The sequence below is a fragment of the Pseudoalteromonas sp. CNC9-20 genome (genome assembly GCF_022347875.1).
Lineage (GTDB): Bacteria > Pseudomonadota > Gammaproteobacteria > Enterobacterales > Alteromonadaceae > Pseudoalteromonas > Pseudoalteromonas ruthenica.
The window spans coordinates 771,813-798,002 of sequence record NZ_JAKRFS010000001.1 but is presented as its reverse complement, the minus strand read 5'-3'; the positions used below and the strand labels follow the sequence as shown (position 1 = coordinate 798,002).

Annotated in this window: 25 protein-coding genes; 18 read left to right on the top strand and 7 right to left on the bottom strand. The window is 47.3% G+C overall.

What is annotated here, in order from left to right; genetic code table 11:
• Positions 1 to 96: 96 nt before the first annotated feature.
• From MHM89_RS03605 to ccoG, 9 genes are all read left to right on the top strand, one after another.
• Positions 97 to 1,542 carry a glyceraldehyde-3-phosphate dehydrogenase gene (locus MHM89_RS03605; protein WP_022943604.1) on the top strand — a complete coding sequence of 482 codons (1,446 nt, stop codon included), beginning with the start codon at positions 97 to 99 and terminating at the stop codon, positions 1,540 to 1,542.
• A gap of 127 nt (positions 1,543 to 1,669) precedes the next feature.
• Positions 1,670 to 2,797, top strand: coding sequence for a M14-type cytosolic carboxypeptidase (locus tag MHM89_RS03600; RefSeq protein WP_138588173.1), 1,128 nt, complete (start codon positions 1,670 to 1,672; stop codon positions 2,795 to 2,797).
• A 128-nt stretch (positions 2,798 to 2,925) separates the two neighbouring features.
• Complete coding sequence (locus tag MHM89_RS03595; RefSeq protein ID WP_239408086.1) at positions 2,926 to 4,593, top strand: AGCS family amino acid carrier protein; 1,668 nt, start codon at positions 2,926 to 2,928, stop codon at positions 4,591 to 4,593.
• 67 nt (positions 4,594 to 4,660) lie between these two features.
• The gene (locus MHM89_RS03590; RefSeq protein ID WP_022943607.1) at positions 4,661 to 4,990 is read left to right on the top strand and encodes a hypothetical protein; all 330 of its coding nucleotides are present in this window, start codon (positions 4,661 to 4,663) and stop codon (positions 4,988 to 4,990) included.
• Positions 4,987 to 5,268 carry a DUF1315 family protein gene (locus tag MHM89_RS03585; RefSeq protein WP_022943608.1) on the top strand — a complete coding sequence of 94 codons (282 nt, stop codon included), beginning with the start codon at positions 4,987 to 4,989 and terminating at the stop codon, positions 5,266 to 5,268. The genes MHM89_RS03590 and MHM89_RS03585 overlap by 4 nt, the downstream gene beginning before the upstream one ends.
• Positions 5,258 to 7,966 (top strand): DUF349 domain-containing protein, encoded by a 2,709-nt coding sequence (locus tag MHM89_RS03580; protein ID WP_239408085.1) that lies wholly within the window; start codon positions 5,258 to 5,260, stop codon positions 7,964 to 7,966. Before MHM89_RS03585 ends, MHM89_RS03580 begins: the two co-directional genes overlap by 11 nt.
• Complete coding sequence (locus tag MHM89_RS03575; RefSeq protein ID WP_045978633.1) at positions 7,963 to 8,526, top strand: DUF1439 domain-containing protein; 564 nt, start codon at positions 7,963 to 7,965, stop codon at positions 8,524 to 8,526. The genes MHM89_RS03580 and MHM89_RS03575 overlap by 4 nt, the downstream gene beginning before the upstream one ends.
• Before the next feature lie 73 nt (positions 8,527 to 8,599).
• The gene (locus MHM89_RS03570) at positions 8,600 to 10,027 is read left to right on the top strand and encodes a sigma 54-interacting transcriptional regulator (RefSeq protein WP_239408084.1); all 1,428 of its coding nucleotides are present in this window, start codon (positions 8,600 to 8,602) and stop codon (positions 10,025 to 10,027) included.
• A gap of 163 nt (positions 10,028 to 10,190) precedes the next feature.
• Positions 10,191 to 11,570 (top strand): cytochrome c oxidase accessory protein CcoG, encoded by a 1,380-nt coding sequence (gene ccoG, locus MHM89_RS03565; RefSeq protein ID WP_239408083.1) that lies wholly within the window; start codon positions 10,191 to 10,193, stop codon positions 11,568 to 11,570.
• Positions 11,571 to 11,653: 83 nt separating this feature from the next.
• On the opposite strand, the gene MHM89_RS03560 is transcribed toward ccoG, so the two are convergent.
• Positions 11,654 to 12,568, bottom strand: a complete 915-nt coding sequence (locus tag MHM89_RS03560; RefSeq protein ID WP_239408082.1) for a M14 family metallocarboxypeptidase — start codon at positions 12,566 to 12,568, stop codon at positions 11,654 to 11,656.
• Positions 12,569 to 12,656: 88 nt separating this feature from the next.
• Positions 12,657 to 13,076 carry a hypothetical protein gene (locus tag MHM89_RS03555; protein ID WP_045978637.1) on the bottom strand — a complete coding sequence of 140 codons (420 nt, stop codon included), beginning with the start codon at positions 13,074 to 13,076 and terminating at the stop codon, positions 12,657 to 12,659.
• A 184-nt stretch (positions 13,077 to 13,260) separates the two neighbouring features.
• On the opposite strand from MHM89_RS03555, the gene MHM89_RS03550 reads away from it, so the two are divergent.
• The 5 genes from MHM89_RS03550 to MHM89_RS03530 all read left to right on the top strand — a co-directional run bounded on the left by MHM89_RS03550 (position 13,261) and on the right by MHM89_RS03530 (position 18,092).
• Complete coding sequence (locus tag MHM89_RS03550; RefSeq protein ID WP_022943615.1) at positions 13,261 to 13,818, top strand: MarR family transcriptional regulator; 558 nt, start codon at positions 13,261 to 13,263, stop codon at positions 13,816 to 13,818.
• 287 nt (positions 13,819 to 14,105) lie between these two features.
• Positions 14,106 to 16,265 (top strand): prolyl oligopeptidase family serine peptidase, encoded by a 2,160-nt coding sequence (locus MHM89_RS03545; protein WP_239383868.1) that lies wholly within the window; start codon positions 14,106 to 14,108, stop codon positions 16,263 to 16,265.
• Positions 16,266 to 16,331: 66 nt separating this feature from the next.
• Positions 16,332 to 16,859 (top strand): GNAT family N-acetyltransferase, encoded by a 528-nt coding sequence (locus MHM89_RS03540; protein WP_045978639.1) that lies wholly within the window; start codon positions 16,332 to 16,334, stop codon positions 16,857 to 16,859.
• A gap of 98 nt (positions 16,860 to 16,957) precedes the next feature.
• Positions 16,958 to 17,521 (top strand): cytochrome b, encoded by a 564-nt coding sequence (locus MHM89_RS03535; RefSeq protein ID WP_239408081.1) that lies wholly within the window; start codon positions 16,958 to 16,960, stop codon positions 17,519 to 17,521.
• Positions 17,514 to 18,092: a YceI family protein gene (locus MHM89_RS03530; RefSeq protein ID WP_045978641.1), complete on the top strand. Its 579-nt coding sequence runs from the start codon at positions 17,514 to 17,516 to the stop codon at positions 18,090 to 18,092. The genes MHM89_RS03535 and MHM89_RS03530 overlap by 8 nt, the downstream gene beginning before the upstream one ends.
• An 11-nt stretch (positions 18,093 to 18,103) precedes the next feature.
• On the opposite strand, the gene MHM89_RS03525 is transcribed toward MHM89_RS03530, so the two are convergent.
• Positions 18,104 to 19,000, bottom strand: coding sequence for a TIGR02285 family protein (locus MHM89_RS03525; RefSeq protein WP_239408080.1), 897 nt, complete (start codon positions 18,998 to 19,000; stop codon positions 18,104 to 18,106).
• Between the two features lie 104 nt (positions 19,001 to 19,104).
• Here MHM89_RS03525 and MHM89_RS03520 point away from each other — a divergent pair, with 104 nt between their 5' ends.
• Complete coding sequence (locus tag MHM89_RS03520) at positions 19,105 to 19,644, top strand: dienelactone hydrolase family protein (protein WP_239408079.1); 540 nt, start codon at positions 19,105 to 19,107, stop codon at positions 19,642 to 19,644.
• Here the strand turns inward: MHM89_RS03520 and MHM89_RS03515 are convergent.
• Positions 19,616 to 20,464 (bottom strand): hypothetical protein, encoded by an 849-nt coding sequence (locus MHM89_RS03515; protein ID WP_151172897.1) that lies wholly within the window; start codon positions 20,462 to 20,464, stop codon positions 19,616 to 19,618. The genes MHM89_RS03520 and MHM89_RS03515 overlap by 29 nt on opposite strands.
• Positions 20,465 to 20,565: 101 nt before the next feature.
• Between MHM89_RS03515 and MHM89_RS03510 the strand changes: the two genes are divergently transcribed.
• On the top strand, positions 20,566 to 21,765 hold the full coding sequence (locus tag MHM89_RS03510; RefSeq protein ID WP_239408078.1) for an isocitrate/isopropylmalate family dehydrogenase: 1,200 nt from the start codon (positions 20,566 to 20,568) through the stop codon (positions 21,763 to 21,765).
• Here the strand turns inward: MHM89_RS03510 and MHM89_RS03505 are convergent.
• Together MHM89_RS03505 and MHM89_RS03500 are read right to left on the bottom strand one after the other, a co-directional pair.
• Positions 21,739 to 22,128, bottom strand: coding sequence for a hypothetical protein (locus MHM89_RS03505; RefSeq protein WP_239408077.1), 390 nt, complete (start codon positions 22,126 to 22,128; stop codon positions 21,739 to 21,741). The two genes, MHM89_RS03510 and MHM89_RS03505, sit on opposite strands and share 27 nt — an antisense overlap.
• A 101-nt stretch (positions 22,129 to 22,229) precedes the next feature.
• A complete protein-coding gene (locus tag MHM89_RS03500) occupies positions 22,230 to 23,165 on the bottom strand; it encodes a LysR family transcriptional regulator (RefSeq protein ID WP_239408076.1) in 936 nt (311 codons plus the stop codon).
• A 163-nt stretch (positions 23,166 to 23,328) separates the two neighbouring features.
• Between MHM89_RS03500 and MHM89_RS03495 the strand changes: the two genes are divergently transcribed.
• Positions 23,329 to 23,727 carry a hypothetical protein gene (locus MHM89_RS03495; protein ID WP_171041771.1) on the top strand — a complete coding sequence of 133 codons (399 nt, stop codon included), beginning with the start codon at positions 23,329 to 23,331 and terminating at the stop codon, positions 23,725 to 23,727.
• 34 nt (positions 23,728 to 23,761) lie between these two features.
• On the opposite strand, the gene MHM89_RS03490 is transcribed toward MHM89_RS03495, so the two are convergent.
• Positions 23,762 to 25,006, bottom strand: coding sequence for a DNA-binding protein (locus MHM89_RS03490; RefSeq protein ID WP_022943627.1), 1,245 nt, complete (start codon positions 25,004 to 25,006; stop codon positions 23,762 to 23,764).
• A gap of 175 nt (positions 25,007 to 25,181) precedes the next feature.
• On the opposite strand from MHM89_RS03490, the gene MHM89_RS03485 reads away from it, so the two are divergent.
• Positions 25,182 to 26,165 (top strand): NAD(P)H-quinone oxidoreductase, encoded by a 984-nt coding sequence (locus MHM89_RS03485; RefSeq protein ID WP_138547154.1) that lies wholly within the window; start codon positions 25,182 to 25,184, stop codon positions 26,163 to 26,165.
• The last annotated feature ends 25 nt before the right edge of the window (positions 26,166 to 26,190 follow it).

Sequence of the window (26,190 nt, the reverse complement as noted above, 5' to 3'; positions counted from 1 at the left end):
AGGAGGTATATTGTCCTTGATCACGCTCTCACTTTGTGATGACACATTCCCTCCTCGGGCTATATCCGTTCAAAACAAATTTCAAAGGCAGAAACAATGACCTCATCTCACGAGCAAGAGTACTTGAACAGCTGGCAAGAACGCCAAGACTACGCTGAAAGTATGCAACCCATCATTGGTAAACTGTATCGCAACCGTGGTATCGAAATTGCCGTTTATGGCCGCCCTCTGGTCAACGCCAGCACCATCGATATTATCAAAGCGCACAAAACCGTGGCGCAATTTGAAGACTCTAAACTACGTCTGCGCGAAAGCTACCCGGTGTTAGAAGCGATCAGCAACATGGAACTTAGCTCTGGCCGTATCGATATTGGTAAATTGGCTTACAGCTTCCTATATAAAGATGCGGCCAAAGGTCGCTCGTTAGAAGAATTTTTAAAAGACGAGCTTGCAGAAATCACTAATCCAGGTGAGCCAAAAGCACCGCGTGATGTGGTTTTATATGGTTTTGGCCGTATTGGTCGCTTGTTAGCGCGCTTGTTAATCGAAAAGTCAGGCCCGTATGCCGACTTACGTTTACGCGCCATTGTGGTACGTGGTGGTAAAGATGGGGATCTTGAAAAACGTGCTAGCCTATTGCGTCGTGATTCAATTCATGGTCCATTCAATGGCTCTATCACCGTTGATAATGAGCGTAATGCCATTAAAGCTAACGGCAGCTACATCCAAGTGATTTATGCCAACTCGCCAAGTGAAGTTGATTACACTGCATATGGTATTGAGGATGCGTTAGTTGTTGATAACACTGGTATTTGGAAAGATGAAGCAGGCCTGGGCCAACACCTAGAATCAAAAGGCGCTTCGAAAGTATTACTAACAGCACCGGCAAAAGGCGATATCAAGAACATTGTTTACGGTGTTAACAACCAAGATATTAAACCTGAAGATAAAATTGTGTGTGCTGCAAGCTGTACCACTAACGCCATCACGCCGACGCTAAAAGCTTTAAATGATAAGTTTGGTATTAAAAATGGTCACGTTGAGACCGTACACTCATACACTAACGACCAAAACTTAATTGATAATTACCACAAAGCTGAGCGCCGTGGTCGCGCAGCTGCGCTCAATATGGTTATTACCTCTACTGGTGCGGCGAAAGCTGTATCCAAAGCCTTGCCTGAACTTGAAGGTAAGCTAACCGGTAATGCTATTCGAGTGCCGACACCGAATGTATCAATGGCTATCCTTAACCTTAACTTGGAAAAGGGGACCAGTGTTGAAGAGCTGAATGCCTTCTTACGCGAGACCGCATTACACTCAGAGCTACGCGATCAAATCGATTACACCGCTTCAACAGAAATCGTCTCTACCGACCTCGTTGGTAGCCGTTACGCCGGTGTGGTGGACTCCCAAGCAACTATCGTTGATGGTGAGCGCGTTGTGCTTTACGTTTGGTATGATAATGAGTTTGGTTACAGCTGTCAGGTTGTGCGTTGTATGCAAGACATGGCTGAAATTGCCCACCCAAGCTTGCCACGCTAATAAAAACCAAGTTAGTTCACAGCCGGTCGCTTTTTAGCGCACCGGCTTTTTTGTTGTTAATTGTTGCTCTGCAGGGGCTGTGCTAGTCTGCGAGCATCACTACTTCTCATGTCTGAAAGGATAAAGTATGAACATCACCAGTAATTTCGATAGTGGTAATATCAAGGTTATCGCCTGTGAATCGCCACTGGATATCCAACTTGAGATTAATAAAGACAATCAGTCCGCGTTTTTTCAATGGTTTCACTTTCGTCTAGAAACCACACCTTTCGTTGAACACTGCTTGCATATTAATAATTTAAAAGAGTCGGCATACCCAGAGGGCTGGGATGATTACCAAGCCGTTGCGTCCTATGATCGACAAACATGGTTCCGCGTGCCTACGCGTTATGACAACGGCACTTTGATTATCGACTTTGAACCAGAGTGTTCTCAGGTGTTCTTTGCTTATTTTGCCCCTTACAGTTATGAGCGTCATCTTGATTTGATTTATTGGGCGCAAAGTCATGCTATCTGTGATGCTGAAAACCTCGGTACTACCTTGGATGGTCGCGATATGACGGTGCTGCGTATTGGCGAGCCAAGCGCTGATAAAAAGGCGATTTGGATCACCGCTCGTCAACATCCAGGTGAAACCATGGCCGAGTGGTTTGTTGAGGGGTTATTGCATAAATTACTCGACGACGAGGACCCTCATGCGGCGAAGTTACTATCGAAAGCAGTATTCTACATCGTTCCTAATATGAACCCTGATGGCAGTGTGCGTGGTCATCTGCGCACCAATGCTGCTGGTGTTAACTTGAATCGTGAATGGGCCACCCCGAGCATGGACCAGAGCCCAGAAGTTTACCTAGTACTAAACAAAATGCGCGAAGTTGGATTGGATATGTATCTCGATATCCACGGTGACGAAGCACTGCCTTATAACTTTGTTGCTGGCGGCGAGGGGATCCCAAGTTATGACGCTCGCCTCGAAGATTTAGAAAACACCTTTAAAGATGCGCTTTTGACTATTACACCAGAATTCCAAGACGAATTCGGCTATGACAAGGATGCCCCCGGTGAGGCTAACCTAACAGTGGCCTCTTGCGCCGTTGGTGAGGAGTTTAAAGCCTTGGCTTACACCGTAGAGATGCCATTTAAAGACAACGCTAACTTGCCAGATATAGACTACGGCTGGTCAGACAGACGGTCCTATCAGTTTGGGCAAGACACGTTAGCCGCCATTATCGCTGTGGTTGATAAGCTAAGATAACAAAAAGGCGCGTTTAAGCGCCTTTTTTATGCTTCATTTTAATAACAAATGCTTTAACATATTCGCAACCTTGTGAGATGCTGTCATAGTTCGCAGTTAGACATAATAATAAAAGAGGAAATATACCCGTGGATGCCCTAGGAAACTTCTTTGATACCCTCGACTCCATGCTTGGTGGTTCCGTTTGGTTCCCCTATGTATTGCTTGGTGTGGGTTTATTTTTTACGATTTATCTAAAATTCCCTCAGGTTCGCTACTTTAAACATGCCGTGCGCATCGTCTCTGGTAAATATGATAAAAAATCGCACCAGGGTGATACCACGCACTTCCAAGCTCTTTCTACTGCGCTGTCCGGAACAGTAGGCACTGGTAACATCGGTGGTGTTGCTTTGGCCATCTCCATCGGTGGCCCCGCAGCACTGTTTTGGATGTGGATGACGGCATTTTTCGGCATGACCACAAAGTTTGTGGAAGTAACGCTATCGCACAAATATCGCGAGAAAACCGAAGATGGCACCATGGCAGGGGGTCCCATGTATTACATGGACAAACGCCTAAACATGAAGTGGTTAGCTATTTTATTTGCCATTGCCACCGTTATTAGCTCCTTTGGTACCGGTAGTCTGCCGCAAATTAATAATATTGCCCAGGGTATGGAAGCCACTTTTGGTTTTGAACCTATGGCCACAGGGGCCGTTCTATCTATCTTATTAGCCTTAGTGATCCTTGGCGGCATCAAACGCATCGCCGCGATCACCTCGAAAATCGTACCGCTAATGGCCGCTGTCTATGTAATTGGTGCGCTCCTGGTCATTTTCTATAACATTGAGAATATAGGCCCTTCGTTTGCTTCGGTATTTACCGAGGCCTTCACAGGCTCAGCCGCCGCAGGTGGTTTCTTGGGTGCCAGCTTTGCTTATGCCTTTAACCGAGGTGTTAACCGAGGTCTGTTTTCAAATGAAGCCGGTCAGGGCTCGGCACCTATCGCTCACGCGTCAGCCAAAGCCGATGAGCCTGTATCCGAAGGCATGGTGTCAATTTTAGAGCCGTTTATCGACACTATTATCATTTGTACGTTAACCGGTTTAGTGATCTTGTCATCAGGGGTGTGGAACGAGAAATTTGATACACACTTTGAGCGCAGTTCAATGACCGTGCTGCAAGGAAACTACTCAGACCAAAGTGATGAAGACCGCGCCGATCTCTACAACTACCTTAACGGTAACGGCAGTGAGGTTGCGCCTTACAACGGCACTATCAACGTAATTAACGGCAAAGCTATAAATAAAGATTTCACCATTTTGCACTCACGTTCAGTGGCTGAAGACCTGCGTTTTGGCATTACTGAGCGTCACGTCTACACCGGTGAAGTGGAAGTGAAAGATGGCCAGATAGTCGATGACAGTATCAGTGTGATGGGTAAATCCCTGGTGCACTCCGCCGAGCTGACCACTAAAGCCTTTACGCGTGGCTTCTTGGGCGACAATGGTAAGTATATCGTGTCTATAGGCTTATTACTGTTTGCCTTCTCCACGGCGATAGCGTGGTCTTACTACGGGGATAGGGCGATGACCTATTTATTGGGTTCGCGCTCGGTGATGCCGTATCGCGTATTTTATGTGGCCGGTTTCTTTTGGGCATCATTTGCCGACACCACGTTGGTATGGAAGCTCGCCGCCGTAGCCATCGTGGTGATGACCTTGCCGAACTTGTTTGGCATCATGTTACTGCGTAAAGAAATGAAAGACTCAGTAAAAGACTACTGGCAGAAATTGGAAAAAGACAAGAGCAATTAAAACCAGTACAATGAGGCGCCAGAAGGCGCCTTTTTTTATGGGCGCGTAGTTGCAAATAGGAGTAAGCATGGCCATCATTTCATGTCCGCAGTGCCAAAAGTCGATTTCCGACAAACACCAGTCCTGTCCCCATTGCAATATCGCTCTAGAACAAATGAACGAGCAAGACCAGCGCCGTTTAGCCGCGCGAACTAAACTGCAAAAGCAACAGGGGTTGATGAATCAATCTTTCATTGCTTTGATCTTTTTCCTTGGTGGCTTCTTAGTGTTGTATTGGCAGCAGCCTGAGCCTGGCTCATGGCAGCAAAATGCCTGTTACGGCGCCATCGTTCTCGGGTTTATCTGGTATCTAATTAATCGCGTTCGTTTGGTATTTTTGAAAAGAAAGAAGTTATGAATATTGAGCAGTTAGTCCAAGCAATTACTCCGCAAACCTTTGAGCGCCTGCAGTATGGTGCCGCCACTGGTAAATGGCCGGATGGGACACCCCTAAGTGACGAACAAAAACAACAAACAGTGCAGTTGGTCATGTTGTATCAAGCCAAAGTACTTAAAAGCGACGAGCAGTTCACCGTTGGTGAAAATGGTGAGCTAGTACAAAAATCCAAACAAGAACTTAAGAAGCAGTTCAAAGCAGACAATGAGATAGCCAGGTTTAGTGAAAATGATCTTTAAGCAGTTATTCAAACCAAAGTGGAAGCACCCTAATGAGAGCACGCGCCTAGGGGCATTGTCTCAGCTCGATAATCAACAACACCATGCTATATTGCAGCAATTAGCCAGCCAAGACCCGAGCAGTAAAGTGCGCTCGGCAGCACTAAAAAAACTCAATGACATCGATTTGTGGTGGCAGGCTTGCCAAAGTGACGCCGAGCCGGGTATCAAGCGCTTGGCCAATCAAAAAGTGGCAGAAGTGCTAATGCATTCACCTCAGGCTTTGTCGAGCGCAGATAAAGAGCGATACTTAGAGCGTTTCGCCAATGAGAAAACGTTAGAGCAACTAGCATTAGCAGAGAAAACCACAGCAACGAAAGTTAAATTAATTCATCGCCTTAATAAACCGCAGCTTACCGAACAGGTGTTCAGAGGTGCAGACGAAGCCTTGCAGCTGCAGTTGTGCCAGTTAGTGATTAATGCGCAGTTAGCAGATAAGCTAGTCAAGCATGCTCAAGGCGAAGCGAAAACACGGTTGGCACAGGCCATTGAAGAGCAGCAATTAGCAGCACACATGCCACAACAGGTAACGCAGCAGAGTAAACTCTTGTTGGCGCAGCTGAACGCTTTGCGCGATAAAAACGACTACCAACTGGTCACGACTCAATACACTCAGTTCAGCCATCAGTTCGCTCAGCTAGAGACGCATTGGCTTGATGAAGAATTGCGAACGCAAAACGATGAGAAATTTGCCGTTTTGAAAAACAAGCTTGAGCGTCATATCGCTATTCTTGGCGAACAATATGAGCGTCAACAGGCGCAACAACAAGCGCAGCAACGCAGTGTGTTGGCATTGGCCAATTTAAGCGCGCTAGCGGAAGAGATCAGCAATGCCATGGCGCTACGTTTCGATGGAAATGAGCAAATTCAAACCGATTGGCTACATGCCAAAGTAGCGCAAGCTGAAGATATGCTGCAAAGCCCCGATTTGCAGCCTGGAGCTGAGCTGACTAGTCAGCGCCAAGAGCTCAAGCGTTTATTTAAGCAAGTTGAACAACTTAGTGCCTATGAGCAAGATGTGGAGCAGTTGCGGGAGCGACTAAAGGAATATCAAGCTATGGCTGTTGCTGAAACCTCAGCTCAGCTTGATGCAGCGCTTACGCGTGAGACTGAGCTTGCGAAAGAGATTCAACAGAGTTTGTCGGCCTTACCTAAAGAGCTTGCTGGCGTATGGCGCCAATCATACCAGCAAGCCAAAAAGGCATGGTTTGCGCAGATGCAGCCACTGTTAGATTCGCAGCAGCAAACCCTTAACCAAGCGCGCAAAAAGACAAAAGACTTGCGTCGTTTAATTAATCAAGGTCGCTACCGCGTTGCTTTCGGCGTGTTTAATGGGTTAGAGACGCTGTATCAAGAGCTCACCGAGCATTACCGCCAACAAGTTAGCCGAGAATATGAAAGCTTGAAGACAACCTTGAGCGAGGCTGAAGATTGGCATCAGTATGCTGGTCAATCACAGCAAACGCAGTTGCTCGAGGCCGCGCTCGAGCTGGCGCAATCACCTTGTGAAGATGCCAATGAGCGTTTAGCCGCAGTGAAAAAGTTACGTAAAAGCTGGCAACTATTGGGCCCGCACGTAGAGGCGCAAGCCAAGCAAGAGTTTGAACAACAAATCGAAACCGCGTTTGCGCCCTGTCGCGACTATTTTGCTGAGCAGCAGGCACAAAAGGAACAGGCGGTGGCTGAGCGCGAGGCGTTGATTGCACAGATGCAAACCCTCGATGCTCAAGCACAGGAAGCGGATCATGATATTGTGTCTTTAGAAGCCCAATTTAATCAGCTACTAAAGCAGTGGCGCGGCGCTAAACGGTTAGAGAGCAAGCTTTATCATAAGCTCAACAAAGCTTTCAACGAAGCACAAACGGCGATTGCTGAGCGCGTACAAGATTATTACCAGCATAATGCCAGTGCCAAAGAGGCTCTGCTTGAGCAGGCTCATCAGGCGCAGCAGCAAGATGTATTTGCCGCCACCCATACATTGAAGGACTTGCAACAACAATGGCAGCAAGTGGGCTTCGCGGGTAAGAGTAAAGAACGTAAACTATGGTTAGCGTTTCGACGTATAAATGATGCCGTTTTTGCTCAGCGTGATGAGGCCAAAGAACAGCGCCAGCAGGTACATAATGATTTGCTCAATGAGCAACAAACACAGTTAGCGCAACTGCAACAACAACTGAATGCATGTAAGGAAGCTGGGGATTACCAAGAAGTGGTGCATACTGTATCGGCGCTCAACGTAGAGCGGCCGTTGCAGGATATGAAAAAGCAACTACTGGCACAGGTCCAACAGTCGCTACATATACTTCAGGCGGCACAGCGCCATGCGCACTATCGACAGCTACGCAGTGCACTGTCGCAAGGACAGGCGCTTGATAAGCGTTGGTTAAGCGACAGCAAGCTAGCATTAGCCGCTGAACAATTACTTGTTCGCCTAGAAGTGACAGCTAATATTGACAGTCCATCCAGTGACGCCAGTTTGCGTATGCAAGAGCAAGTGACCATGCTTGATGAAAAGCACCAAGGTGTGGCTTATAGCCTGGATGATTTGCTTATTGCCTGGCTCAACGCCGTTGGGGTTAATGAGCAATACCTATGCCTAGGGGAACAACAACAGCTTAATCGTATTGTTAGCGTGCTCGAAGCCGTGGAGAGTCAATGAAAAAGTTTTTAATCGTCGCCGTTTGGTTACTTAGCTTAGCGGGGTGTGCGTCGCACGCCCCTGTGTCGGTTTATTCGCTCAGTGCAACGCAATTGGAGCAGAACTTGCAATCTAATAGTGAGCGTTTGCAAGGTGAGGTCGAGCTTATGGGCATGCCTATGCGCATGCAAGTGAACGATGTCGGCGTTGATATTGGCCCTAAGCAACACCCCGACAGTGTGCAACTCAGTGTTGATAACACTGTATTTGTCCAAGCTTTGGCATTAAAAGTTCCTGTGCGTGTACGCTTGAGTATTGCCGCAAAGCCAGTGTTCAACAATGATGACGACGCGGTTTATCTGCAAGACTTCACTATTATTAATGCCGACGTTGATGCCATGGGGTACCGAGGCAAGCTAGCACCGCTGTCGCAACAGGTGCAAGACATCGTCACGCAAGCACTACGTCAATACCCGGTCTATACCCTCAATAGCCAAGATCCGAAGCAAGCTTTGTTATCGCGCTTTGACCTTGCTCTGGCTGTCAAACCCGGTGAAATTACCCTAACCAGCGGATTGTAGTCAGCCGCCTCTATTTATCTCTTTGCCAAGCGAGTATAGTAACGATATGTCGTTACCTCGCTTGGAATGAGTAATGGACCAATCACTCAAACACTTTCTTCATGATCCTAGACTGCTGCTTGATGCTGCAGGAGAGGGTATTTATGGCTTTGATCGCGATGGTAACGCGGTCTTTATCAATCCCGCAGCAGAGCGTATGACCGGCTGGCAAGCCAGTGAGCTCCTCGGTCAGCAGATCCACCGTTTTCACCACCATAGCCATGCTGATGGCAGTGACTACCCAGCCTGTGAGTGTCCAATCTATCGCACTGTTGTCGACGGCCAACCACGGACGATCAGCAACGAGGTGTTTTGGCGTAAAGATGGCAGTCAATTCCCAGTGGAATATACCTCCACACCTATTTATAAAGATCAACAGCTGATTGGTGCTGTGGCGATATTTCGTGACGTATCACAGCAGCGCAGTACTGAGCAGGCGTTACGCGAAGCACTCTCACGAGTGAATGAGCTTAGCGAACAGTTGCAGGCAGAAAATCGCTACTTGCTAGAAGAGATCAATGCGCAGTGGCAAGACAGTGATTTAGTGGGTCAATCGGTCATTTTTCAACAAATGATGCAACAGATTGAGCTGGTGGCTAAAACTGACAGTACGGTACTGATCCTCGGTGAAAATGGCACTGGTAAAGAGTTGATTGCGCGACAGCTACACAATCGCTCCCAGCGTTGCAATGCACCCTTGGTTAAGGTGAACTGTGCGGCTTTTAGTGCGAGCTTAATTGAGTCCGAGTTATTTGGTCATGAGAAAGGCGCGTTTACCGGCGCTCAACAGCGGCGCAAAGGGCGCTTTGAATTGGCGCACAAAGGCACGTTATTCTTAGATGAGGTCGCAGAGCTGCCGCTAGAGGCGCAAAGCAAGCTGCTGCGAGTATTACAAGAACAAGAGTTCGAGCGGGTCGGGGGACAGCAAACCCTGAAAGTAGATATTCGCCTTATCGCCGCCACCAACCGTGATTTATGGGCCATGGTTGAACAAGGCAGCTTCCGCATGGACTTGTATTACCGCCTCAATGTCTTTCCGCTACGGGTGCCAGCGCTGCGCGAGCGCATTGAGGATTTAGAGCTACTAGTGGCGCAGTTACTCAGTAAGCTATCACAGAAGCTGGCCAAGCAATTCACTGGTATCAGTGCGCGCAGTCTTAATCGTCTTAAGTCCTACCATTGGCCGGGCAATGTGCGTGAGCTGCAGAACATTCTCGAACGAGCCGCTATTCTCACGCAAGGCCCTATTGTGCATATCGATGACATGCAATTATCGGAGGCGGCGCGCGAAGAAGGCACAGAGATAAGAACTCTTGATAGTGAGCAAAAGCGCTATATCGAATATGTTTTATCTATGTGCGGCGGGCGCATCAATGGTAAAGGTGGAGCCGCGCAACGGCTCGGTTTGGCACCGAGTACACTACGCTCAAAAATGCAAAAATTGGGCGTCAACCGCGAGTAAAATATAGGCAGGGTGTCGATATATCGACAAAGGTATCGATATATCGTTATTTCGCGTCCAAATTATTTTTTAACTCACTGAAATTTATAGGCTTTAATACTTATTGTTATGGCACAATACTTGCGAATACCCGCTTGTTCTCAAGCAATGACAAGCAAGTATTATGAAGTTCGATATTAAAGAAGAAGATCTCATCATTAAGCCCTATAAGCAGTCTGGGCCTATTTATGTTCGTGAACAAAAAGGCCGTTACCAACGCATTCGTAGGGTTATGAGTTGGGCATTAATGATTGCCTTTATTGCCCTTCCTTGGATTTCTTACCAAGGCCAGCAGGCGGTGTTGCTGGATGTGGCGCAACAACAATTCCGGATATTCTCTATTACGTTCTTTCCCCAAGATTTTATGATCCTAGCTTGGGTATTTATGGCAGGTGCCTTCGCCTTGTTTTTTGTGACTAATTGGCTGGGGCGCGTATGGTGCGGCTATATGTGTCCACAAACGGTGTGGATGTTACTGTTTACCTGGGTCGAGCACCGCATCGAGGGGACCCGTAATCAGCGTATAAAGCTCGACAAACAGCCTTGGGGCTTTAGCAAAGTGATGAAAAAGGCAGCCAAGCATGCAGCTTGGCTTGGCATTGCATTTTTCACCGCAACCACCTTTATGAGCTACTTTATTCCCGCCAAGGAGCTTTATTCACAGATGCTAGCCTTTGCTTGGGGTGGGTTAACCAGCTTTTGGGTGTTTTTATTTGCTTTGTGCACCTACGGTAATGCCGGTTGGCTGCGCGAGAAAATGTGTATTTATATGTGCCCTTATTCGCGGTTCCAATCAGTGATGTTCGATAAAGACACCCTGATCGTCAGTTACGACAGTGAACGCGGTGAAACCCGAGGACCACGCAAGCGTAAAGCTGCACGTGAAGAGCTCGCACTGGGGGATTGTGTTGATTGTAAGCTGTGTGTCGAGGTGTGCCCAGCTGGCATCGATATTCGCAATGGTCTTCAATATGAGTGTATTAACTGTGGTTTATGTATTGATGCCTGCGACCAAACCATGGATAAATTTAACTATCCTCGCGGTCTTATCAGTTACACCAGTGAGCGCCAACAGGAGGGAGGTAAAACCTCTATACTGCGGCTAAAGCTATTGGGCTATGCAGCGATGACGGTGCTGGTATTTGTGGTTATGGCGTGGTGGTTGAGCAGTCGCACACCATTGGAGGTGTACGTTAGTCGTGATAGGGGCGAGTTGTCGCGTACAGATTATCGAGGCTGGGTTGAGAATCCCTACCGTATCTCGGTGGTCAATAAAACCCAACAGCAGCAAGCGTATCAAATCAGTATTGCTGGCTTAGAAGGGGCGAAGCTGGCGGTGCATGGCGGCCTTTCTTTAGCTCCGGGAGAGCAAAAAGAGATCCCCGTGACAGTCAGTATTGATGGCTACGAACTGGCCAAAAAAGTGAGCACTTTGACGTTTGTTGTTGAGCAAGCGAGCGATCCGAGTACGCAGCAGCGCAAAGAAACACGCTTTTACAAATAAGCAGTGTGAGCTGCCACGCTTATAAAGGTAAAGAGACAAAAAAGGGCCACTGGATGTGACCCTTTTTTACGCCAAGTGCCAAATTACAATGCGGCAACAAAGGCAATGGCGCTATTGGCCGCCGCCACTTGGGCATCGATGCAGTTTTGCTCAGTTGCCTGCGGGCTATCTGGGTACACCTCCGTAGTCGTGACGTAAGGCGCTGGCGTTAAGCCCATGCACAAACCTAATTTACGTCCAGCGTATTCAATGACACCAGGTTGCACCAAATCAGCGCCAATAAGCTGATTATTCTCATCGGCAGGGGCGATATGCGTGACCTTGGCCACGGCATCGATAATGGCGCGCTGAAATGACGCTTGCGGACGCTCGCTGTCGGCGACAAGGTAAAAGCCATCGGGGATATTCCAATTATGGTTTACGACTCCTTCGCGTGCTGCAAGTGCTGGACGGAACTCGGAATTATCGCTGTCAGTGGTTTCGTGCAAATCAATATGCAGCAGAATGTCGCTACTAAAAGGAGCGATAAAGTCTAACAACAACTGCGCTTCAGGCACAGGAGAGCCTTCAAAGAATGAGCGGTTCGGATCATTGGCATCGGGGTTCCAGCGATTGATCGTCTCGTAACCCCAAGGGCTGATGCAGGGCACAACGAGAATATTGAAGTTAGCGCTTTGCGTGTGCTCAACCTGCTTGGCAAAGGCGAGAGCGCCGTGAATACCACTACTTTCATAGCCGTGCACGCCACCGGTCACTAAGGCGATAGGGCGGCCTTTTTGCCACTGCTTATGCTTTAGTGCGAACAAGGGGTAACTTTGCTCATAGGGCAGTTGCCCATACTCAATGATATCCCAGTTGTCGGCTAGTGCCTTAACTTTCGTTACCACTTCATCGGCGTAGCTGCGTTGCACAGTTTGCTGTGCTTGCCATTGTTGACGGTGTTCGCTCGACCATGGTTGCCCGGCGATACCAATTGGATATGTGTGTTGCTCGCTCATAACCCTTCCTTAAACTCTATGGTGATGAGCGCAGCTTAGAGAGGTGTACGTGAAAGTCAACTCTGGCGAGCTGACTTGCACATTCATGTTAACTGCCAAGCACCAAGGGATTAAGCTGCTGTTTTACATATCGCAGAGCTTCATCATAACAGCTGAAGATGATATCGCGGGTGTTGCCTTCTAAATGCAACGATTGACGTACCTTGTCTAGTTGGCTAATGGCAATCGCTGAGTCAATGACAAAGGCCGAAGCTTGACACCCATGAGCACGCATGTGCTTAGCCAGTGCAATCATCTTTTGCTGCGCATCTGGGGTTGCGGCGCTTAAACGCTGAGAGTTGCTAATGTAACCCCAATGGGTCAACGCGCTGTCGTTGATGATTGATTGCAATTGCGATGCGAATGATTCGAGCATGCGGCCATTAATCGCGCCGACAAAAGACGCCGTGACGATTTGTTCTTGTAAGCTGAGCTGATACGAACCATTTGTACCGTTGTAGTTAAACATTCACACTCCTTTTTGAAGAGGCGAGATTTTAATCAATTTACTAGTGATGTAAAGAGGAAAAACGACTATTTTGTCTAAAATTAATACGATTTCTTTGTGGTTTACTCAGGGTTAACATTCACACTTGCGCTACACCCCATAAATGCTGATAATTTCAGAAAATACAGAAAATAAGGCAGCGCGCATGGAATTGACTGAAAAGATGCAAGCATTCGTCATGCATTGCGGAGAGATGGGAAGCCGCTGGGGGTTTAATCGCACAATAGGGCAAATGTACGCGCTATTGTTACTCAGTGAACAGCCACTCAGTGCGAATGAACTTTCGCAGACGCTCCATATTTCCCGTGGTAACGTCAGTATGGGAATTAAAGAGCTCAATTCGTGGCAGTTGATCGCCACCAAACATAAGCCAGGGGATCGTAAAGAGTACTATCAACCAGCAGGGACGATTTGGCAAATGGCTAATCGCGTATTTGAGCAGCGCCAAAAGCGCGAAATTGACCCAACCTTAAGCCTGTTGCGCGATAACCTTCTTGATGAACCTAATAACCAGGCAGAGCAATACGCCCAGCAGCGTATGCTGGAAATTCATGATTTGTTGGAAATGATCACCCAGTGGGCCGGTGAACTGCAACGGTTAAGCCCTGAAAAACTCTCAACGTTGATGAAACTGGGAGCAGGGGTTACCAAAATGCTTGATATGCGTGACAAGTTCACTGGTAAATCAACTCCTGAAAGTTAGCTTGATCGAGTCAGCAGAGCGCAAGGCCGACGTACAGGATGATTATTCAAAATTACTCAACGATATAATTAAATGTCGCTATATAACGAAAAAGTTGAGCAAAAAAGCCAGTTTTGAGTTAATAATAAGTTAACAGGCATACAACCAGCCAGATAGCCAACCTGAATACCCAGGTTGGTTTTCTTTTTTATAGGGCTTTTAAACGCGAAACTGTCTCGCTTCGCTGGACAATAGACAGCTAGAGCGCTAATTTAACTTCGATTCTAACAACAAAATACGAAAAAATTATGCTTAAAAAATCTCTCGCAGTTGCGGTATGCATTGCCCTAACGGGATGCAGCGAAAAGCCAGCTTCACAACAGCAAAATGAACAACTAGAACAGCCTGAAAAACAGGTCGCCCAGATAAACTACCCGGATACTCGCAAAGGCGACGTTGTCGACAGTTATTTTGGCGAGCAAGTTGCTGACCCCTATCGTTGGTTAGAAGACGATATGAGCGAAGAGACCGCTAAATGGGTTGAGGCACAGAACCAAGTCACTTTTGACTACCTCGAGCAAATTCCTTACCGAGACGAGCTAAAAGAGCGTCTTAAGACGCTAATGGATTACGAAAAAGTCAGCGCCCCCTTTAAAGAAGGTGACTACACCTACTTTTACAAAAATGACGGCTTGCAAAACCAATATGTACTTTATCGTCAAAAAGGAGAGGGTGAGGCAGAAATTTTCTTAGACCCTAACACCTTTAGTGAAGATGGTACGACGTCGCTTGCTGGCATTAGCTTTAGTGAGGATGGCTCTTTAGCAGCGTATCAAATCTCAGAGGGCGGCAGTGATTGGCGTAAAGTGATTGTGCTTGATACCGAGAGCAAAAAGCAGCTGGGTGAAACCTTAGTGGATGTTAAGTTCAGCGGTATTTCTTGGTTAGGCAACGACGGCTTTTATTATTCAAGCTATGACAAGCCAGAGGGCAGTGAACTGTCAGCAAAAACAGACCAGCATAAACTGTATTACCACAAGCTAGGTACGGCGCAAAAAGACGATCAACTGATCTTCGGTGGTACCGAGGCGCAAAAGCATCGCTATGTTGGCGCAGCGGTGACTTCGGACGAGCGTTTCTTGGTTATTTCCGCAGCTGTATCTACATCAGGTAATAAGCTCTTTATTAAAGATTTGACAGATGAAAACAGTGAACTGGTTACGGTGATTGATGATATTACCTATGACACCAGTGTCATTGACAACGAAGGTGACACACTGTTTTTAGTGACCAACAAAGATGCGCCAAACAAGCGTGTGGTTACGGTGGATGCGAAGGACCCAGCTCCTGAAAACTGGCAAGATTTGATCCCTGAAACAGACAATGTACTCAACCTATCAAAGGGCGGCGGTTATTTCTTTGCTCGCTATATGGTCGATGCCATTTCACAAGTTAAACAGTTTGATAAAAGCGGTAAGCTAGTGCGAGAAATCGCGTTACCGGGTGTCGGCACGGCCTCTGGCTTTGGCGGTAAACAAGAGCAACAGACCTTGTATTACACCTTCACTAACTATAAGACTCCGGGCACTATTTTTAGCTTTGACGTACAAAGCGGAGAATCTCAGGTTTATAGAGAGTCAGGTGCTAAATTTGACCCCTCACAGTACGAGTCTAAACAGGTATTCTACACCTCTAAAGACGGCACGAAAGTACCCATGATCATCACCTATAAAAAAGGCACTAAGCTCAACGGTGAGGCGCCTACTATTTTATACGGGTATGGTGGCTTTAATATTAGCTTGACGCCGCGCTTTAGCGCCACAACGGCTGCATGGCTTGAGCAGGGCGGAGTATACGCGGTAGCTAATTTACGCGGTGGCGGCGAATACGGTAAAAAATGGCATAAAGCGGGCACCCAGTTAGAAAAACAAAATGTGTTTGATGACTTTATTGCTGCCGCAGAGTTCCTCATCGATAACGACTACACCTCCAGTGAGCGCCTTGCTGTACGTGGCGGTTCAAATGGTGGCTTGTTAGTGGGGGCGGTAATGACCCAGCGCCCTGATTTATTCAAAGTAGCACTGCCAGCGGTCGGTGTTCTTGATATGCTGCGCTACCATACTTTCACCGCAGGTGCGGGATGGGCGTACGACTATGGTACGGCGCAAGATAGCAAAGAAATGTTTAATTACCTAAAAGGGTACTCACCGGTTCATAATGTAAAACCAGGTGTGCACTATCCTGCAACTTTAATTACCACAGGCGATCACGATGATCGTGTGGTTCCAGCGCACTCATACAAGTTCGCAGCAGAGCTTCAAGATAAGCACCAAGGTGAGAATCCAGTGATGATCCGCATTGAAACCAATGCCGGGCATGGTGCTGGCACACCAACCAGTAAAACCATTGAGCAATACGCTGATATTTATGGCTTTACTCTCTACAACATGGGTATTAAAAAGCTTTAATAATTTATCGCGTTATACACGTATCGAAGCCGAGCCTAGCGCTCGGCTTTTTTGGAGCACTAGAGCATGTCATTAATGGATTTTCACTCGCCTCGATTACAACATCAGCCATTGCGAGCAGCACATTGGCCAGTGTTTTATGCCTTACATCAACACCCCGAGGTGATGCGCTATGTGGCGGATATAGGGGATATTGATGAGGTGCAAGAACGATTTCAACAACGTTTAAACCCTACGAGTATGCAGCCTTGTTGGTATACGTGGGCCATTGCAAAGCGAAGCGGTGAGCTTATCGGGGTCACGGGGTTTTATCGTCACAGTGAGCACCTAGCAGAGTTGGGATTTATGCTCCTACCACAATACCAAGGGCAAGGGTTGGGGAGTGAGTCTCTGCATGCGTTGCTTGAGCATGGGCACAGTCAGTTTAGTCTGCGCGAATATACAGCCACAGTTACTGCCGGCAATGAGGCGTCACGAGCGCTTTTATTAAAGCAGGGTTTCACTCAGCACTGCCAAGGCTATAACGGCTATTATATCAATGGCGAAGAAGTGGAGGATTGGCTATTTAAGCGCACTTTCAGCGATGGTGAATAAAGTTTTGTGCATTTACGCACACTTAGCATTGCGCCAGCGCCATGTTTTTTTCTCAACGGCTGATTTAAGCTATTAGCAGTTATTAAGGAGAATGAGCGATGTTAAAAAATACTCAATATGGCTATGGATGGATAGCTATATTTCTGCACTGGTTAGTGGCTATAGCTGTGTTTGGGCTGTTTGGATTGGGCTTGTACATGGTTGATTTGAGTTACTACGACAGCTGGTACAAAGGCTCATTGGATTTGCATAAAAGCATCGGTATTACGCTAGCACTGGTGTTTGCGCTGCGCTTAGTGTGGCGCATTACCCAGGTGACTCCGCACGCCGCTGATCCGACCTTGGTATGGCAAAACCGCCTAGCACACATCGCCCATGGGCTACTCTATGTGTTGTTAGCTGTATTACTGATGACCGGGTATTTAATCTCAACTGCAGATGGGCGCGGTATCGAGGTGTTCTCATTATTCACTGTCCCTTCAATGGGCGAATTCATTGATAACCAAGAGGATATCGCTGGATTGATCCATGAGTATGTGGCTTGGAGCTTAATTATTTTTGCTGCGTTACACGCCTTAGCGGCATTAAAACATCACTTTATTAATCGAGATCGTACTTTGACGCGTATGCTCAAAGCGACAAAAGGAGATAATCATGAATAAATCACTTACTAAACTTGCACTTGGTGCCGCTTTACTCACATCCAGTTCAGCCGCACTTGCTGCTGATTATGTGATCGATACCAAAGGGGCGCATGCCTTTGTTAACTTTAAAATTCAGCACTTAGGTTATAGTTGGTTATATGGCCGCTTTAATACTTTCTCAGGCGATTTCAGCTATGACGCTGATAAACCTAACGAGTCAAAGATCAATGTCGTGATAGACACCAGCAGTATTGATTCTAACCATGCTGAGCGTGATAAGCACTTGCGTGGTGACGATTTCTTAAATGTTGGTGAGCACCCTAAAGCGACCTTCAAAAGCACCGATATCAGCTTTAGCGATGATACTAATGGTAAAGTAACGGGCGAATTTACCCTTAATGGTGTAACCAAAACCATTAGCTTCGATATAGAAAAAATTGGTGAAGGTGATGATCCATGGGGTGGCTACCGTGTCGGCTTTTTAGGGCATACCCAGCTAGCGCTTAAAGACTACAATATTGATTATAACCTTGGACCAGCATCGACTCATGTTGACATCGAGCTATCGATAGAAGGTGTACGTAAGTAATATTTTTCGACTTACTGTGCTTTTAGCCGCGTTTGCAACTGTTGTTGTAAGCGTGGCTTCAATTGTGGTGGCAGCCAGTGCATCATTACTTGCTGGAAGCTATCGGTTGTTGTTATTTTTTCTAACGCGCTGTCGATAATATCAATATGTTCGGATCCCAAGGCGGTATTGCTGCACCCCACGTAGCCGTGACTAATGGGCGCGACTTCGGCGATAGGGAAAATAGCCATTTGCTCTTTCACTCCCATTTTTGATGCCAAGTAGTAATGCTCGCTCGGGTAACCAACGAGCATATCGAGCCGTTCTTTGATCAACATATAAGTCAGGCTGGCGAGTACGTCTTTGCCTGGACGAGTGACTAGGCTGCCGCGTGGACTGTGGTTGATGATGTGGTCAAGCTCTTTGCCATAAGAGCGGTTCATCGGTAACCCTAACCGCAGGCCTTGCTCAGCGAGCAATTGGCTCAGCGATACCGGCTCACCTTCTACCAATCCTAACGTATTAGCAAGCTCCTTACGCATCACCAATGCAGGAGAAAGTCCCACAGTTGAAGCGTTATTAGTAAACAGCAGCTTGTCTAGGCGACGCTGGGTTTTGTACAAGGATAAGATGCAGTAGGTATTTTGTGGGTTGCTGAGCTCATGGATAGCACGACTGCCTGGGATATGCACATAGTCGAACCGGTAATTAGGCAGTTGTTGCTGCAACAGGGCGATGGTTTGCTCATCTCGCCCTTCACCTTGATGTGTGTCACTCATAATGTAATAGGGGGCAAAGTCAAACACCAGCCAGCGTATCGTTTGACGCTCATTTGCATATGCTGCGAGCGAGTGCACGAAGCCTAAGAGCAATATAAGAGGATACCGACGCAACATAAAGCTTACTGCATTTATTAATACCTTGTTCATTGAGTGTAGCAGCTTTGTTTATGTTTCAGAATCAAGAACATAAATAAATATAAACTTTATCAAGCTTGCTTTATAATCGTTGTTTGCCTAGCAGGGGGGCGATGATGGCTAAATTACTGTTACTCTCCGATATTTTTTCTAAAACGCAGGCGACGCAAGCGCTCGCCAAGAGCCTCGATGCGACATTACTATGTGCCAATGACACAGCGTTGCCAGCTACACAGCAACATCAAGCCTATCAGCAGTTCATTGCAAAAGGTGGCCACGATGAGTATTTGCGGCGTGTTATGCAGACCCTTGAGCGTTTTAGGCAGGTTGATGTCATTGGTTTTAGTGCGGGGGCAAGTGCCGCATGGCGCGCGATAAGTCAAAGTCGAAATGTCTCTCGTGCCCTGTTATTTTACCCAACGCAAATAAGGCATCATGTCGATTTAGTGCCAAGCTGTAACACGGACATTATTTTTGCTCGTCATGAAAGCGCATTTGACGTTAAACAGCTGATGGCGACACTGTCACACCCGCGTATCCATTGCCATCGCAGTGCCTATGAGCATGGCTTTATGAATCCACTTGCATCGAGCTTCAGCGCTCAGGCATGTGATTACGGCAACGCCCTTATTGCCCAGTGGCGGCGCCCAAGTTGACTGCGCTGATGGTTAAGCGCGCTATTTGGGCCTGTTTGATAGTAGGAAAGTCACGGCGCAGTCGATAGCGGCTATACAAATTTGAGAACACAGGTGTCTTTGCGATGCCATCAAGGGCACTGATAAATTCTTTGGCACTGCTGCGTGGGCGAAAGCAGCAGTGATTATAACGTGCAATGACATCGCTTAGCCTCAGCTTTTGGCGTGCGAGTTCACTCTCTACTTCAATAAAATAAGCCACGCCAGACCAATAAACACGTTGATAGGCTTGGCGTTGCCACATGGTAGCACTGACTTCACTAAGCGGCCCTTGCTGGATACGTGTGTCAGCTTTACCGCGTGCTAATCCGGCTTGTAGGCGGTGTTCGAATTGCCCGCGATTGTATATTCCTGCATGGAGCATGGTGTAGTTTTGCATCAAAGTGGCAAACCCTTCGCTTAACCACCTGTCTTCGGCGGGGAGATAGGGCATGTATAAATGCGCCAACTCATGATAAATAGTCCAGTCTTTGCGTATACGCTTTATATCGGCAAAACGTCCAATTTCGAGCACCACTTGCACCGGTGGCCCGCGTTTTATCTCTCCCCAAGGCACAGCTTCAGTGGTAAACACAGGTTGGCTGATGCTCACGTCAACATGCTTATAATTAAGGGCTCCAAGCTGTTTGTGGGTATTGTCTACTGCGGTATTTACCCACGCTTGTAGCTGTTGTTGGCGCTCATCACTTGCATAGCTTTCGAAGTTCAATTGCCAGTGCGTGTCTGCACTAGTGCCGGGAGTTAGAAAGGCCAAGACTATGATGGCAACATAAATGCGCATATTGATCCTATGAATGCTAAACAAAGTCACGGTTGATTAGCGAATTGTACTGCTGATTGTTATAACAAGATCTCTGTAAGCTGAACTTTATTACAATCATTATGATGCATAATTTCGAGGTGGGCTATATTGATGGCGATGGTATCGGCCCGGAGGTAATGCCGTATGTACGCGCCGTGATTGATCAGGTGGTTGCGCTTACCTACCATGGTCAGTATGGCATTGACTGGCATGCTTTATTGCTCGGTGAGCAAGCGGCTCGAGAAGGCGATGGCGAGTGGTTTCCTGAGGCCACAATCACGCAGCTAAGAGCGCTCAAAGTAGCCTTAAAAGGGCCGATGAGCAGTGCCATTGGCGGTGGGTTTCGCTCCTTGAACATTGCTTTACGTGAAGAGCTCGATTTATTTTGCAATATGCGTGTGATTAAAGCACTCGATGGTTTGCCAAGCCCTCTGAAAAACAGTGGCGCTATTGATATGGTAGTCTTTCGTGAGTGCAGTGAGGATAGCTTTGCAAGTATTGAACTGGCTGCCCAAAGCAGTGATGCGTCGCGTTTAATCGAGGTGTTGGAGCAGGAGCTAGGGTATTACAAGCTCCGCTTTGCTGATAACTGCGCCTTAGCGATCAAAAACTGCTCGCAAGCCGCGACCGAGCGACTGGTCGCGCAAGCACTCAGCTATGCCTTGGCGCATCATCGCACAAAGCTCACTATTGTACATAAAAGTAATGCTTGGCAGCTTACTGAAGGGCAATTCCAACGTTGGGCGCTGGCCTACCTGCAGCAGCACCATGAGGTTACGTTAAGTACCTGCAAGCAGTATTACCAGCTACGCAGCAACACAGGCCAAAGTATTGAAGTCGAGTTCATGATGCTCGATCGGGTAATGCAACGTTTACCGCAGTACGCATCAGAGTTTGACGTGTTGGTGTGTAATAATCTCGCAGGGGATTTGATTGCTGATTTAGGAGCGGCGCTGGTCGGGGGCGTAGGCATTATTCCCAGCATTAATTGTAATAACGAGATGGCTATCTTTGAGCCCAGTCATGGTCCATTTCGACGAATCGCAGGCCAGGGTGTTGCCAACCCTTGTGCAACGCTATGGGCGGGTGTGTTATTGCTACAACACTTAGGCCTGGAGCAAGCAAGTACGCGGTTATTTCACGCGCTTAAGCATGTTATCAGCCACTACCCGCAGTTGTTTCAACTCGACACCCGTACTCATAAACTGCCACAGGTGTCCACAGACGCGGTGATCACGGCGATTGAGCAATATCTAAGCCGCAATCGCGCCGCGCAGTAACTGTCGTGCCCGTAAGCGAACCGCATCGGTATTGCCTAATTTCGGTGCCAGCCCTAACTCATCAAGCATGACAAATAAAATGCTTACGGGAACCGGACAATTGTCTTCATCGAGAATATCTGCAGCACGTGAGTCGACTTGGGCAGCGTTAGGATAGTGCTCGCGCAGCGCATCCAATGTTAAAGTATTATCGCCACAGGCACGACAATGGCCGCCAAACTCGTCGTTTAGTTGTGCCAGTGCTTGGTAAAATTCTTCAATATGGATGGCATTGCCGCAAACATCTAACTGAGCACGAATAAAAGTATCAAGATCAGCATTAATGTGGATGCAGTCATAGTGGGTGTAGTGTCGTTGTTGCATAGTTGCCTCCGTTATGGCTCATTTTGTCAGCGTCACTATAACTGTATGGGTGAAAGTGCTATTTATGAAATGGGTGGTATCCATTATTAGTATTGATGAAATCAATGTGCAAACTGCAGCAGTTGTTGCCGGAGCCAAATATGGGCATTGTTATGATGGACAAGCGGGCTCCAAAGCATGGATACACTGATGGGCACGATGGGAAAGGGCACCGGGCATATAGCGAGTTTTTGGCTGCTCGTCGCGACCAGATGTTCAGCTAAGCTTTTCGGTAGCGTAGCAATAAGCTGAGAATGTTCGCACAGGCTCGGTATTAAACTATGTTGACGTGCGTACACACGGATATTTCGACGCTCACCCAGTTGCATGAGCGCCTGATCAACCCAGCCAAGCTTTTGTGGCTCACGATTTTTGACCAAGGGTTCAGGCCCAAAGCCACTGCGGTTAAGCCAAATATGTGGTGCTGATAAGTAGTTCTCCAAACAGGTATCCTGTTGTATTGGGTGTGACTGATCGCTCAGGCAACAGTAATTGTCGCGCCACAAGGTTTTTTGATGGAATGAAGACGGTAGGCGCATGAAACGGTCTATGGCGATGTCTACCTGACCTTGCTCTAGTTCACTGAGAGTGACATCACTGGGATTAACTAAGTCTATGTGGATGTCTGTATAATGACAACAGAGCTCTTTGATCAGGGGAACCAACATCGAACTGACAAGAAATTCATTGGCCATTACTCGAAATGTGTGGCTACTTGTCTTGGCATCAAAAGGCTGATGTTGTGACGTGATCCCTTGTGCGAGAGCGATGAATTGTTCGAGCTCGGGTTTGAGTGCCAATGCTTTTTGCGTGCAAAGCATGGTGCTGCCGCTGCGCACAAGGAGTGGATCAGCAAATAAGTCACGCAACCGCTTGAGCGCGTTACTCATCGCACTTTGGGTAAGAGCGAGGCGGTTTGCAGCCGCAGACACACTACATTCCTCTATCAACACGTTCAAATAGACCAACAAGTTTAAATCAATTTGTCTTAGGTTCATGCCCAGGTCGCACCCCTTATTACTGCTGTTATTTACTCTAGCTTAGCCAACTGTATATAGCTAACTCACTAGAAAATAACGGCTATTTCCAGCAGTGATAGTGAGCAATTTTCACTTTTACCGACCCTTAAAGCGCCGTATCCTGTAAGAAAAAGGAAGGTTTATGTTGAAATATATTGTTGGAATTACGTGTGTATTTGTGGCTCATGTCACCGAGGCCCACCCGCTAGAGGGGAGCTGGCAATTTGTAAAAGGGGAGTATTACAGTGAGGGACAGGTGTTCTATGCTGAGGCTCCTGATGTGACTTCAGTAAAAGTCCTAAGTGGCGGCCACTTTAATTACATCACGCAAAAAAATGGCGAATTTCATTATGCCGCTGGTGGGCGGTATGAGATTACAGAAGATGCATTCATAGAGCATGTTGATTATGGCAACATTCCCTCTTTGTTAGGCAAAGAATTGGTTTTTGACTATGAGATCAAAGAGCAGTTATGGCATCACACGCTTTATCAAGAAGGTGAACTGGTAGAGTATGAAGTATGGCAACGAGTTGCTCAGTGAGCACTAAAAAGGCGCTGTAATAGCGCCTTTTATCCTATGCTGACTGGATGGAGTCCATATCATCATCCGAGTTCTTTTTTGCGCTTTCACCGTCTTCCTCAGAACGCAAGCGTTCAAGTTCAGCGTGAGTTTCGGCTAAGCTCAGCTCTAACTCGCCTAGGCGGCTTTGTGCCAAGGTTGCACTTTTAGATAGGCGCTCGAGCGTAGAGCTTGAGTTTTGCTTAAGAAAGGTGATTTGTTCTTTCAAGCGTTTATTCTCAGCTACGGTGTCTGCAGACTCGCTGTCCTTAGCCACCAGTTGCTCTTCAAGCTCTTTGATCTTGTGCTGATACTGCTCGTTACTTGCAGTAAGGCGCTCGATGGTAGAAGCGGAGTTGGTTTTTAAGAACCGTACTTGCTCGTGTAACTTCTCATTATCCTGCTTGGCCTGCTCAGCTTCGCTTTGAATGGTGCCGAGTTGTTCGCCTTGCTCTTTGTTTTGCTCACGCAACTGACGAATATCTTCGCGTTGGCTAGCTTGGTGCTTGGCGGCTACTGCACTTTGTTCTTTCAGCAGGTTGTTTTCATTTTTCAGCTTATCAACAAGTGGCTGTTGCTCTTCGAGTTGCGCCTGTAATTGGGCAACGCTGGCGTCAAGCTGAGCTTTAAGCTCCTCGAGCTGTTGGTGCTGATGGTTTAACTCATCATGTTGGCGTTGAATTTCATCACGCTCTTGCGCCAAAGCCGCATAGTCGTTGTCAAAATTCTCGATACGCTGTTGCAAGCCTGCAAGTTTCTGCTGATGTTCTTGTTCAGTGTCTTGCGCCTGTTGGTGTAGCTGTTCAATATTCTGTGTTTGTTCAGCCAACTGCGCAGCCTGTTCATCGAGCTGGCTCTGGCGAGCATCGACCTGCTGTTGGAGTTGTTCATTTTGCTCAGCAAGTTGATCGTAATTCTGTTGTAGATCTTCAAGGCTTTGAATGGCTAATTGCTCAGCTTCACGCATCTCGTCAAGCTGTGCTTGCACGGGCTCGACTTGCGCATCGGCAAAGGCCTGCGTTTGCGCCTTGAAGGCATGGATAAACTGTTCAGAAAACTCGATATCTAAGTCGGTCACTTTGGTAGGCTGTTGACTATCTTGTGGCCGGGCCGAGCGATCCTCGCTACGCCACTGACGGTAATGTTCGAGTACGGTAGCGCGATCTCCATCCACACGCTCGAGCAATGTTGCTAACGTGATTGGTGTACCGGCTTGGTGCAATTCATCGCACACTGCTTTTATTTCACTATATTGTGTCATCAACCTATCCTCCCAACAGACATTTAGGATAGCATTAAAACGGCCAAGAAAAAGTGCTTCTAATAAAAATATCGGAGCTAAAAGATCCTTGGCTGCTCGTAATTACTATTTTAGTTGTAGGTTTGTCCCTTTAAAATTACGTTTACATCATACTACGATCAAACGGTATTACACAATGCTAACAATTGACTTAAACGAAAATAAACAGCTAGTTATAGCGCAAACGCCCACTGTAGCAGCGGCTCGCGGACAAGTGTTAATAAAAGTAAACGCAGCGGGAGTGAATCGCGCCGATCTTTTACAGCGTCAAGGAAAATATCCACCACCGCCAGGTGATAGTGAGATCCTCGGACTCGAGGTGTGCGGAGAAGTGGTTGCATTGGGTGAGGGCGTAGCGTCGCAATGGTTAGGGCAGCATGTGATGGCGCTTTGCGCGGGTGGGGGATACGGTGAATTTGTAGCAGTCGATGTACGTCATTGTATGGTCAAACCGGCGACATTCTCCAATGCTCAAGGCGCGGCATTTTGTGAGGTGTTTTTAACCGCTTTTGATGCCATTGCACAGTACCCAGAGTTTGGCGCAGAGCACACGGTTTTAGTACATGCTGGTGCGAGCGGTGTGGGCACTGCGGCTATTAGCCTTGCAAAATATTTGCAAGCGCAGGTGGTGGTGACCGTCGGCAGTGATGAAAAGAAACAATTTTGTTTAGCTCATGGCGCAGATAAAGCGATTAATTATCGTCAACACAATTGGCGTGAGGTGATGAAGGCCGAAGGGCTCAGCGCCGATCTCATTATTGATCCTGTTGCCGGTGGGTATTTGAATGACGACTTGTCGGTGCTTAATATGGATGGTCGTATTGTCGTTTTAGCGCTGTTGGGGGGGCGCTATAGTGAGCAATTTGATGGTGCCAAGCTATTGCAAAAGCGAGCTCAGCTGATAGGGTCGACGCTGCGTAATCGTACACCCGATTATAAGGCGAAACTGGTTGATAACCTTAAGCGTACGTTTGGCGATGCATTAAACAGTGGCCACATCGCGCCAGTCATTGATTCTATCTTCCCTTGGGAAGAGGCTATGTCAGCGCATCAAGTTCTACAAGATAATGCTAATTTAGGCAAAGTGGTGCTTACTCATGAATCGTTAGGCGAGCGCTAAAACAGACCTAAATTGAAAAGGCCAG

Bases quoted from the DNA above. Each gene is read 5' to 3' on its own strand.
- MHM89_RS03605 (WP_022943604.1), top strand. From the start codon at position 97: ATGACCTCATCTCACGAGCAAGAGTACTTGAACAGCTGGCAAGAACGC.
- MHM89_RS03600 (WP_138588173.1), top strand. From the start codon at position 1,670: ATGAACATCACCAGTAATTTCGATAGTGGTAATATCAAGGTTATCGCC.
- MHM89_RS03590 (WP_022943607.1), top strand. From the start codon at position 4,661: ATGGCCATCATTTCATGTCCGCAGTGCCAAAAGTCGATTTCCGACAAA.
- MHM89_RS03585 (WP_022943608.1), top strand. From the start codon at position 4,987: ATGAATATTGAGCAGTTAGTCCAAGCAATTACTCCGCAAACCTTTGAG.
- MHM89_RS03580 (WP_239408085.1), top strand. From the start codon at position 5,258: ATGATCTTTAAGCAGTTATTCAAACCAAAGTGGAAGCACCCTAATGAG.
- MHM89_RS03575 (WP_045978633.1), top strand. From the start codon at position 7,963: ATGAAAAAGTTTTTAATCGTCGCCGTTTGGTTACTTAGCTTAGCGGGG.
- MHM89_RS03570 (WP_239408084.1), top strand. From the start codon at position 8,600: ATGGACCAATCACTCAAACACTTTCTTCATGATCCTAGACTGCTGCTT.
- ccoG (WP_239408083.1), top strand. From the start codon at position 10,191: ATGAAGTTCGATATTAAAGAAGAAGATCTCATCATTAAGCCCTATAAG.
- MHM89_RS03560 (WP_239408082.1), bottom strand. From the start codon at position 12,568: ATGAGCGAGCAACACACATATCCAATTGGTATCGCCGGGCAACCATGG.
- MHM89_RS03555 (WP_045978637.1), bottom strand. From the start codon at position 13,076: ATGTTTAACTACAACGGTACAAATGGTTCGTATCAGCTCAGCTTACAA.
- MHM89_RS03550 (WP_022943615.1), top strand. From the start codon at position 13,261: ATGGAATTGACTGAAAAGATGCAAGCATTCGTCATGCATTGCGGAGAG.
- MHM89_RS03545 (WP_239383868.1), top strand. From the start codon at position 14,106: ATGCTTAAAAAATCTCTCGCAGTTGCGGTATGCATTGCCCTAACGGGA.
- MHM89_RS03540 (WP_045978639.1), top strand. From the start codon at position 16,332: ATGTCATTAATGGATTTTCACTCGCCTCGATTACAACATCAGCCATTG.
- MHM89_RS03535 (WP_239408081.1), top strand. From the start codon at position 16,958: ATGTTAAAAAATACTCAATATGGCTATGGATGGATAGCTATATTTCTG.
- MHM89_RS03530 (WP_045978641.1), top strand. From the start codon at position 17,514: ATGAATAAATCACTTACTAAACTTGCACTTGGTGCCGCTTTACTCACA.
- MHM89_RS03525 (WP_239408080.1), bottom strand. From the start codon at position 19,000: ATGAACAAGGTATTAATAAATGCAGTAAGCTTTATGTTGCGTCGGTAT.
- MHM89_RS03520 (WP_239408079.1), top strand. From the start codon at position 19,105: ATGGCTAAATTACTGTTACTCTCCGATATTTTTTCTAAAACGCAGGCG.
- MHM89_RS03515 (WP_151172897.1), bottom strand. From the start codon at position 20,464: ATGCGCATTTATGTTGCCATCATAGTCTTGGCCTTTCTAACTCCCGGC.
- MHM89_RS03510 (WP_239408078.1), top strand. From the start codon at position 20,566: ATGATGCATAATTTCGAGGTGGGCTATATTGATGGCGATGGTATCGGC.
- MHM89_RS03505 (WP_239408077.1), bottom strand. From the start codon at position 22,128: ATGCAACAACGACACTACACCCACTATGACTGCATCCACATTAATGCT.
- MHM89_RS03500 (WP_239408076.1), bottom strand. From the start codon at position 23,165: ATGAACCTAAGACAAATTGATTTAAACTTGTTGGTCTATTTGAACGTG.
- MHM89_RS03495 (WP_171041771.1), top strand. From the start codon at position 23,329: ATGTTGAAATATATTGTTGGAATTACGTGTGTATTTGTGGCTCATGTC.
- MHM89_RS03490 (WP_022943627.1), bottom strand. From the start codon at position 25,006: ATGACACAATATAGTGAAATAAAAGCAGTGTGCGATGAATTGCACCAA.
- MHM89_RS03485 (WP_138547154.1), top strand. From the start codon at position 25,182: ATGCTAACAATTGACTTAAACGAAAATAAACAGCTAGTTATAGCGCAA.